General features: G+C 38.4%; 9 protein-coding genes. All 9 read right to left on the reverse strand.

The window, feature by feature from the left end:
- A partial coding sequence (gene ygeW, locus Q7P05_RS03410; RefSeq protein WP_303930453.1) for a knotted carbamoyltransferase YgeW occupies window positions 1-770 on the reverse strand: 770 nt, incomplete at its 3' end.
- 155 nt (window positions 771-925) lie between these two features.
- Window positions 926-2,236, reverse strand: coding sequence for a YgeY family selenium metabolism-linked hydrolase (locus Q7P05_RS03415; RefSeq protein ID WP_060924011.1), 1,311 nt, complete (start codon window positions 2,234-2,236; stop codon window positions 926-928).
- Window positions 2,237-2,248: 12 nt separating this feature from the next.
- Entirely contained in the window at window positions 2,249-3,460 is a 1,212-nt protein-coding gene (dpaL, locus tag Q7P05_RS03420) for a diaminopropionate ammonia-lyase (protein ID WP_024065752.1), read from the reverse strand.
- Window positions 3,461-3,469: 9 nt separating this feature from the next.
- Complete coding sequence (locus Q7P05_RS03425; protein WP_105085934.1) at window positions 3,470-4,102, reverse strand: transcriptional regulator; 633 nt, start codon at window positions 4,100-4,102, stop codon at window positions 3,470-3,472.
- Window positions 4,103-4,673: 571 nt separating this feature from the next.
- Window positions 4,674-5,093: a flavodoxin gene (locus tag Q7P05_RS03430; protein WP_213466905.1), complete on the reverse strand. Its 420-nt coding sequence runs from the start codon at window positions 5,091-5,093 to the stop codon at window positions 4,674-4,676.
- A 10-nt stretch (window positions 5,094-5,103) separates the two neighbouring features.
- Window positions 5,104-5,691: a DUF3793 family protein gene (locus tag Q7P05_RS03435; protein ID WP_060924014.1), complete on the reverse strand. Its 588-nt coding sequence runs from the start codon at window positions 5,689-5,691 to the stop codon at window positions 5,104-5,106.
- A 101-nt stretch (window positions 5,692-5,792) separates the two neighbouring features.
- Window positions 5,793-6,428 carry a hypothetical protein gene (locus tag Q7P05_RS03440; protein WP_213466906.1) on the reverse strand — a complete coding sequence of 212 codons (636 nt, stop codon included), beginning with the start codon at window positions 6,426-6,428 and terminating at the stop codon, window positions 5,793-5,795.
- Window positions 6,429-6,556: 128 nt separating this feature from the next.
- Window positions 6,557-8,245, reverse strand: a complete 1,689-nt coding sequence (locus Q7P05_RS03445) for a glutamine--tRNA ligase/YqeY domain fusion protein (RefSeq protein WP_303930459.1) — start codon at window positions 8,243-8,245, stop codon at window positions 6,557-6,559.
- A gap of 82 nt (window positions 8,246-8,327) precedes the next feature.
- On the reverse strand, window positions 8,328-9,377 hold the full coding sequence (locus Q7P05_RS03450) for a D-glycerate dehydrogenase (protein ID WP_295825733.1): 1,050 nt from the start codon (window positions 9,375-9,377) through the stop codon (window positions 8,328-8,330).
- Between the last annotated feature and the right edge of the window lie 56 nt (window positions 9,378-9,433).

Consider the following 9,433-nt stretch of genomic DNA (forward strand, 5'->3'; position numbering starts at 1 on the left):
ATGTCGTTAGTTCTACGGAAGGAACCGCCGCTTTCTTCAGCTTGTTTCTTAGCGATTTCTTCAACCTCAGGCATTACTTCGTAGCCTTCTGGATGTGCTAATACAACTTCCATACCTAGACGAGTGAATAAACCAATAGCACCTTGAGGTACGGATAAAGGTTTACCATAAGATGGAGAGTACGCCCAAGTCATAGCAAGTTTTTTACCTTTAAGGTTTTCTACACCACCGAATTCTTTGATGATATGAGCTGCATCAGCCATGATTTGTGTTGGATGGTCGATATCGCATTGTAAGTTTACAAGTGTAGGACGTTGTTCTAATACGCCATCTTCGTGACCTTCTTTTACTGCATCGGATACTTGATGCATGTAAGCATTACCTTTGCCGATGTACATATCATCGCGGATACCGATTACATCAGCCATGAAGGAAATCATGTTAGCTGTTTCACGAACTGTTTCACCGTGAGCAATTTGGGATTTACCTTCATCCAAGTCTTGAACTTCTAAACCTAAAAGGTTACAAGCGGAGGCGAAGGAGAAGCGAGTTCTTGTGGAGTTATCACGGAATAAGGAAATGCCAAGACCGCTGTCGAATACTTTAGTGGAAATATTGCGTTCTCTAAGAGCACGTAACGCATCAGCTACTGCCCAAACACCTTTTAATTCATCTTCAGATTTTTCCCATGTAAGGAAGAAATCTTCGCCGTACATTTTGCTAACGTCTAAGTCTTTTAAAGTTTCAATACTTTTATTGAAGTCTGTCATCTGTAAGTCCTCTCTTTCAATTCCCTAAAGGGCTACTTAGGATCTAACTTTATACGGTACCTCATCAAATGGTGAGGTACCATATTAAATTTGTAGTTATGAACTATGTTCTAGTGATTTCCGTTTTAAAGAGATCTAATTCAATGTATATGATATTAGTCTTTGCAGTATACGGATGGTAATAATGCATATACAGCTGCACATGTTACAAGGTCTTGTTTCCATGTGATTTCGTTAGGAGCATGTGCTTGTGCTTCTGCGCCAGGACCAAAGCCGATGCAAGGGATACCATTACGGCCCATGATAGATACGCCGTTAGTGGAGAATGTCCATTTATCAGTCAATGGGCGAGCTTTACGCATTTCAACTGTGTCTTCTGCACCGATACGTTCGTTACCATACAAGCTAGTGTATGCTTCTTCTAAAGCTTCTGTTACTTTGTGATCTTTAGGAATTACCCAAGTTGGGAAGTAACATTCGATTGGATATGTCAAACCAGTCCAGGATGGACGAGCATATTCGTACATGGATACTTTCGCACCATATTCTTTAACATGTGGTAAAGCTTCGATTTCTGCCAAGCAGGATTGCCATGTTTCGCCAGCTGTCATACGACGGTCCAAGGAAACGGCGCAAGAGTCAGCTACTGCACAACGGCTTGGAGAAGTGTAAAAGATTTGGGAAGTAGTTACAGTACCGCGACCTAAGAAGCGAGCTTCTTCGTAGTGGTCTGGGTTGAATTTAGGGTCAAGCATTTTTACAAGGCCTTTAATTGCTGTGCTTTCATCAGCAGAGTTAGCATTCAAGTCACGGATATCTTGAAGAATATCTGCCATTTTGTAAATTGCGTTGTCACCGCGTTCTGGAGCAGAACCGTGGCAAGATACGCCTTGTACGTCTACGCGGATTTCCATACGACCACGTTGGCCACGGTAGATACCGCCGTCAGTTGGTTCAGTGGATACTACGAATTCAGGACGAATATTGCGTTCTTTAATCATGTATTCCCAGCAAAGACCATCGCAGTCTTCTTCTTGTACTGTACCTACAACAAGTACGCGATATTTATCACTTAAAAGACCTAAGTCTTTCATGATTTTAGCGCCGTATACAGCGGATACGATACCACCTAATTGGTCAGATACACCACGACCACCGATTTTAGTTTCATCTTCGAAACCTTCATAAGGATCGAAATTCCAGTTATCGCGGTTGCCAATACCTACTGTATCGATATGAGCGTCGAAGGCAATAAGAGTTTTACCAGTACCCATGTAACCAAGAATGTTACCCATTGGATCTACTTCAACTTCGTCGAAGCCAAGATCTTTCATTTCTTTTTCAATGCGTTGAACGTGTTCTTTTTCTTCTGCACTTTCACCAGGGAATGCTACGATTTCACGTAAGAACTTGGTCATCGCTGGTCCATAAGTTGCTGCTGCTTGTTTAATTGCTTGTAAATCCATAATTAATGCCTCCTAACGATCTTCACCATACCACATAATGTTTTTATATCTTTCAGGGTCTGTATCACCTTCAGTGGAGAAGCAGAGCACCTTTGAAGACGCATCTAATTCTAATTCCTTGCGTAAGTCTTCATATTCTGGCATTGTCATAATTGCCGTTACAAGACCTAGTGGAACTGCACCAGATTCACCTGTAGTGATTGGTGTATCACCTTTAATCGGTGCACCACCAACGCGCATCCCAAGTCTTGCTACCCAATCAGGAGCAGATACGAATACATCCGCATGGTTTCTCAAAATATCCCATGAAACTGTATTTGGTTCACCACATGCAAGTCCAGCCATGATTGTTTCTAAATCACCCTCAACGATACGAGGATTACCATCATCAGCTACAGCCCCTTTGTATAAGCAAGCTGCTGCTTCAGCTTCTACAACCACTAATTTAGGTTTCTTAGTTGCATTGCTGTATAAATTAGTGAAATAACCTACTACAGCACCTGCTAGGGAACCTACACCAGCTTGTACAAATACATGAGTTGGTACCTTACAGTTTTCAGATTCTAACTGATTTGCAGTTTCCATAGCCATTGTGCCATAGCCTTGCATGATCCAGTTTGGAATTTCTTCATAACCTTCCCATGCTGTATCTTGAACTACAACACCATTTGGAACTTCTTTAGATTTTTTAGTTGCTAACCGTACACATTCATCGTAGTTGAATTCTTCGATTGTTACGGTAGCACCTTCATTTTCAATTTGTTTCCTACGATATTCTGTAGAGCCTTTAGGCATGAACACTACTGCTTTTTGACCTAATTTATTAGCAGCCCAGGCTACGCCACGTCCGTGGTTACCATCAGTAGCTGTAAAGAATGTAGCTTGTCCGAATTCTTCTTTTAATTGTGGAGAAGTTAATACATCATATGGTACATCTTCAACATTTTTACCAGTTTGTTGAGCTACATATTTTGCCATTGCATAAGAGCCGCCTAATACCTTAAACGCATTTAAGCCAAAGCGGTAAGATTCATCTTTTACAAAGAGAGAATTAACACCGATATAATCTGCTAATTTTTCTAGCGATACTAGTGGAGTTACACTATACTGTGGAAAACTTTCATGAAACGCTTTAGCTTTCTTAATTTCTCTAACATCCATAACGGACAAAAACTTGTCACTAGATGGTGCCATCGTATTACGTTTCCACTGAATTCGGTCCATATTTGCCTCCTAGGATTCTTCCTTTACAGTATTTAAATCACTATAAAGAGTAAACTTAGAAATATTGAAATACTCCGCAATCTTTTCTGAAGATTTAGAGATAAGAAAAGCCCCTTTTTCATTTAAGTAGCTAATAGCTTTTAGTCGCTCTACTTTATTCATGAGTGGTCCAGGTTTGCCAACTAACCGTTCTGCTTCTAGTAGTAAATCATCTAATAGTTCCGATACACTTGTAGTAATTTTTTCAACAGTGCCATTCTCTGCTTGGCCTATCCCTATAAGACTTTCAAGTGATCGATGCATCATAACAAACTCTGTGATATCCTGATTAATTCCTAATAGGTAATCAATATTGCCATTATCATCACGGATATACATGGTAGAGGATTTTAATATTCGTCCATCCTTAGTTTTTGTTAGATACCCAAATCTACCTTCACTACCATCATCATAGTTGAGTACATCTAAAACCACATGTGATGGACCATCACCAACATGACGATTCGTTATCGTACCATTTTCTATATATACAAGTGATGTATCGAGATCTCCTTGTAAGTCATGTATTAGTACTTCACAAGATGGTCCGAATTGTATGGCCAATCCATGGGCTATTACTTTTAGCCGTTCCAATGTACTCATTGAGATAACCTCCCTCTCATCGGTATCGGTTAACTTTATGGTCTAAATAACTTCAGTCCGCTTACATAGTTAGCATTATGAGAATAATTCTAACTATTTTTGTATCAACCTAATTTTTTGTTAGGTTCCTTACTTAAATTATAGGTCTATGTATACAAAAATGCAATGCTATCATGCATTAAAGTTATCAATAATTATTCAACCATATACGTGTACTGATATAAACACATATAAACACTATGATTTTTATCACATTATTTTATTGTTATAAAAAATTTTGATGACCTATTCATCATCATATCTACATAAATAAATATAGTAACATTCTATAGAGACAAGTGTATATCTATATTCTTATATCTACAAAACGGACCCAGTATATCAGTATGTATCTATACCTTTCATAAATATTCCTATCACTCATGACTACCCAAATTTTCTATTATATATAGAGATACACCCTTATAATTAATACCAATATAAACAAAAAAGGCTGTAATAACGAATTACCGTTATTACAGCCTTTATATACTGTTAACTGTTAGGATTTATGTTAATGGTTAAGCGTAAATTATGCGTTTGCTAATGTTTTACCCAATTCTTGGCATTGTGCTTTACCATCATCATCAGGTTCACCCAAGATTGCCACGCCATCAGCTACTAATTCGCCACCAGCGTCTTTAATGCGAGTGCCCCAGTCTTCTAACCAAGTGCCACCCCAACCATAGGAGCCAAAGATTGCTACTTTTTTACCACCTAATTTAGCTTCTAATTCTGTGTAGAATGGTTCAAATTCGCCTTCTTCTAATTGTTCTGCACCCATATCAGCACAGCCAAGAGCTAGTTTTTCGTAAGCTGCTGCGTCATCTACGGATACTTCAGAAACAGATTTCACTTCAACTTCTTGACCTGCAGCTTTGATACCTTCAGCTACTGCTTGAGCCATTTGTTCTGTATTGCCTGTACCGGACCAATAAATTACACCAATCATCTTGTACCTCCTAGGCCGTTCTTGCGACCAATGAACTAAATGTTTTTCCCAACATCAATTGAGTTTGACAAAATTCACGACATGCTTTGTAACATAAGAAAGAGCGCTTTGCATCTACCACATCATGGTAAACTTTCCACTCTCCACACATACGATATCCACTGCCACGACGAGAAATAAAATATTTCACATCTTTTAATGGATAACCTAGAAATACGCCGATTTCATGTGGAAAATCAACACTTGCTTCCATACGATATCTAAGATGCTCAAGCATCTCCATAATGCTCATGCGATCATGATAACCGTAGGCTTTCAAAAATGTCATAACTGCAGGTTGCCGTACATAGTCTCGTAATTGTTTCTCACGGAATACCAATAATAGTCTACGCGCTTTACAGCGACATAATTCAAAGAAGAACAATCCTTTTTCATTGAACTCTTTATTATATTCTGTCAATACAAATTGGATTTGTTCATTCATGTCCCGTGGAATAGAAACCAAGTTCGAAAGCTTGATACCTCGAATTGCCGGTGCACAATGATATCCAATGATATGGTCAATTGAATTCATCATAATAGTACCTGCCTGTTGCACATCGTTAGAACTTTCTCTAATGAGAATAATTCCTATATGCCAATAGTACTCTTGATGAGAAAAATTGTCAAGAATAATTGATATATATTTTCAATAATTATTTATTTTTTTACGGTTAGTAAAGTCTTAACTTTAGGGAATATCGCAGCATCATCAGCTTCATCTATAGCGATAAAGCGTGCATTCGGACCAGTATACTTATCATCAAAAAGGCTAATATGTAAAACTTCATTATAAGAATTATTATTAGCTACGCTTTTATATTTTAATGTTCCTTCGTATACATTACCTTGTTTAGCTAATGGCGTTACAACTGTGAAAGTACCAAGGATTGGACTATCTCCCTTATTAATAGCAGAGGCAAGTGCACCTAGCGAAGATGGATCTGCATTGACATGCTTAGTTTCACTCATGCGCCCAGATAATTGCTTTCCTAATACTACATCACCATATACAGCATAGTTCATTTCATTTTCGTTTTTAATATTCAATGTATATACATTAGCAGAGGTAGCACCCGCTTCTATAAGCACAGATTTAATATCTTTTTTTGCATCGCCTGCAAAAAGTGCTTTAGGATTATTTTGATACATTGTAACACCTTCAGATAATTTAACACCTTGATATGTTACAGTTTGACTTTTATTCAAAACGGACTTAATGTTTGCTGCAGAACCTATTGCTGGAACAGATACTAATACAGCAGCTGCAGTAGCAAGTAATACTAATTTTTTCATATGTCTCCTCTAGTGAAATGTTAATGTCACAAACACTCAACATTTATAGTAACAACACAGTAGTAAAGAACCGCCCTTAGTGGAGCGGTTCTTTATCATTATCTTAGCAACGTATATGACTGACTAAATTATTTCTTTTGTGCCTTAGCCCAGCTATCGCGTAAACCAACAATACGGTTCATTACGATATGATTTGGTGTGCTATCTTTATCAGTTACAAAGTAACCTTGGCGCAAGAATTGGAAATGGTCTCCTGGTACAGTATTAGCAAGACATGCTTCACCTTTACTATGGAATACTTGTAAGGAGTCATGGTTGAAATCGCCCAAGAAGTCTTTACCATCGGAATCTTCTTTAAGTAAATAATCATATAAGCGAGATTCAATATCTACTGCAGTAGATGCTTCAACCCAGTGCAATGTCCCTTTTACCTTACGAGTGCAACCGCTACCGCTCTTAGTTTCTGGATCATATGTACAGTGTATTTCTGTAATATTGCCATTTTCATCTTTAATAACATCAGTACATGTAATGAAGTATGCACCTTTTAAGCGTACTTCTTTACCTGGTGCCAAGCGGAAGAATTTCTTAACTGGCTCTTCCATAAAGTCATTGCGTTCAATGTAGATTTCACGACCGAATACAACTTCACGGTTACCCAACTCTTCATTTTCTGGATTATTTTCAACTGTGCAAAGTTCAGTTTGACCTTCTGGATAGTTCGTAATAACAACTTTCACAGGATCAATAACTACCATAGGACGTGTAGCTTTGAGTTTCAAATCTTCACGGATACAGAACTCAAGCAAAGCAATGTCAACAACACTGTCAGCCTTAGCTACGCCAATGCGATCACAGAAATCACGAATAGCCTCTGGAGTGTAACCACGACGACGTAAGCCAGAAATAGTAGGCATACGAGGATCATCCCAACCAGCTACAAGGCCTGCTTCTACAAGAGCACGCAATTTACGTTTGGACATAACCATTTTAGTTACGTTCAAACGAGCAAACTCAATTTGTTGTGGAATTTCAGTATCATCCCAGTCTTCTAGTACCCAATCGTACAACGGACGGTGAACTTCAAATTCCAAAGTACAGATGGAATGTGTAATACGTTCGATAGCATCTTCAATAGGATGAGCAAAATCATACATAGGATAGATTTTCCACTCATTACCTGTATTATGATGTTCTGCATTTACAATACGATAGATAACAGGGTCACGCATAACGATATTAGGATGTGCCATGTCGATTTTCGCACGCAATACCTTTTCACCATCAGCGTATTTACCATCCTTCATTTCTTCAAAGAGTTTCAAGTTTTCTTCTACGCTACGGTCACGGTATGGACTATTGGTACCAGGTGTAGAGAAATCGCCACGTGTTTGTTTAATTTCATCTGCTGTTTGATCATCTACATAAGCCTTGCCAAGAGTGATTAATTTCTTAGCATATTCGTACATTTGACCGAAATAATCAGATGCATAGCGAGGCTCTCCAGCCCAATCAAAACCGAGCCATTTTACATCTTCCATAATGGAGTTTACGTATTCAACGTCTTCTTTTGCTGGGTTTGTATCATCAAAACGAAGGTTTGTTAAGCCATTATATTGCTTGCCAATACCAAAGTTAAGACAAATAGATTTAGCATGACCAATATGTAAGTAACCATTTGGTTCTGGTGGGAAGCGAGTTAACACACGACCACCGTATTTGCCAGTTTCGTTATCTTTGTTGATGATAGCTTCGATAAAGTTAACAGATACAACTTCTTCAGGAGCTACAGTTTTTTCAATATCTTTATGTTCCAACGTTCTAACCTCCATAGGATAAATATTCTTTTATTTTACCATATTTTGCATAATACCGCATATCTTTTGAGGTCTTGTGATATTAGTCGAAATCAGCTAAGTCTATACCAGCTTTTTTAAGCTCTTCTAAGGCAGACTCTACATCCATTTCTGGTTTCTTATAGTTAACTTCTTCATTAACACAGGTCTTTAATGGTTTCTTATGAACGCCAGCAATAATATTGTCAGCTGTCAAAATAGACATATCATAACGCGTACGATCAGTATAAGAACCAATATGTGGTACGATAAGACAGTTCTCAACATCCAATAATGGATGATCTGCTGGCAATGGCTCTGGATCAGTTACGTCAAGTGCTGCGTAATCAATTTCACCTGTTTTTAAGGCACTAATCAAAGCATCTGTATCAACGATAGGTCCACGGCCAACATTAACAAACAATGCAGTATTCTTCATTTTTTTGAAGAATGCTTCATCACACATGTGATATGTTTCATCTGTTAGTGGAGCCATCACACAAACTACATCACTAGTAGCTAACAAGTCATCTAATTCCATATACGTAGTTTTATGAATCTTGTCATCAATACGCTGATTACGATTATGGTATACCACAGTCATACCGAATGCACGAGCACGACGAGAAATAGATACACCAATAGCCCCCATCCCAATAATACCAAGGGTACGGCGACTCAAATCAAAACCTTTAATATTAGATGGTCTTTGAGCCCAACGTCCTTCTTTTACGAAATTAGCATTTTCCAGAATACGACGACTAGCAGTGGCAATCAATGTAAAAGCAAGCTCTGCTACAGTTTCATTAAGAACACCTGGCGTATTGCCATAAGGAATACCTGCTGCCGTTAATTCATCAATTTTTACATTATCATAACCCACAGCTGCTTGAGCAATAACCTTTAAATTAGGTGCATTTTTTACAAGATCACCGTCTACATCTAAAGGGCGAACACACCACAAACCATCCGCATCAACGAGCCATTCCTTTAATGTCTCACGAGGCATTACAGTCTTTTCAGTCCATTGGCGCACATCTACGTGCTCTTTTAAATAAGCAATTGCATCTTTACGGACTAAACCGTTTACAACAACTAGAGGTTTTTTTTCCATACACGGAGCAACCCTACTTTGTTCAGGAGCGCACTGACTGTAACCGCTTCGCCATA

It is taken from the genome of Veillonella dispar (genome assembly GCF_937975875.1).
Taxonomy (GTDB): Bacteria; Bacillota; Negativicutes; order Veillonellales; family Veillonellaceae; genus Veillonella; species Veillonella dispar_B.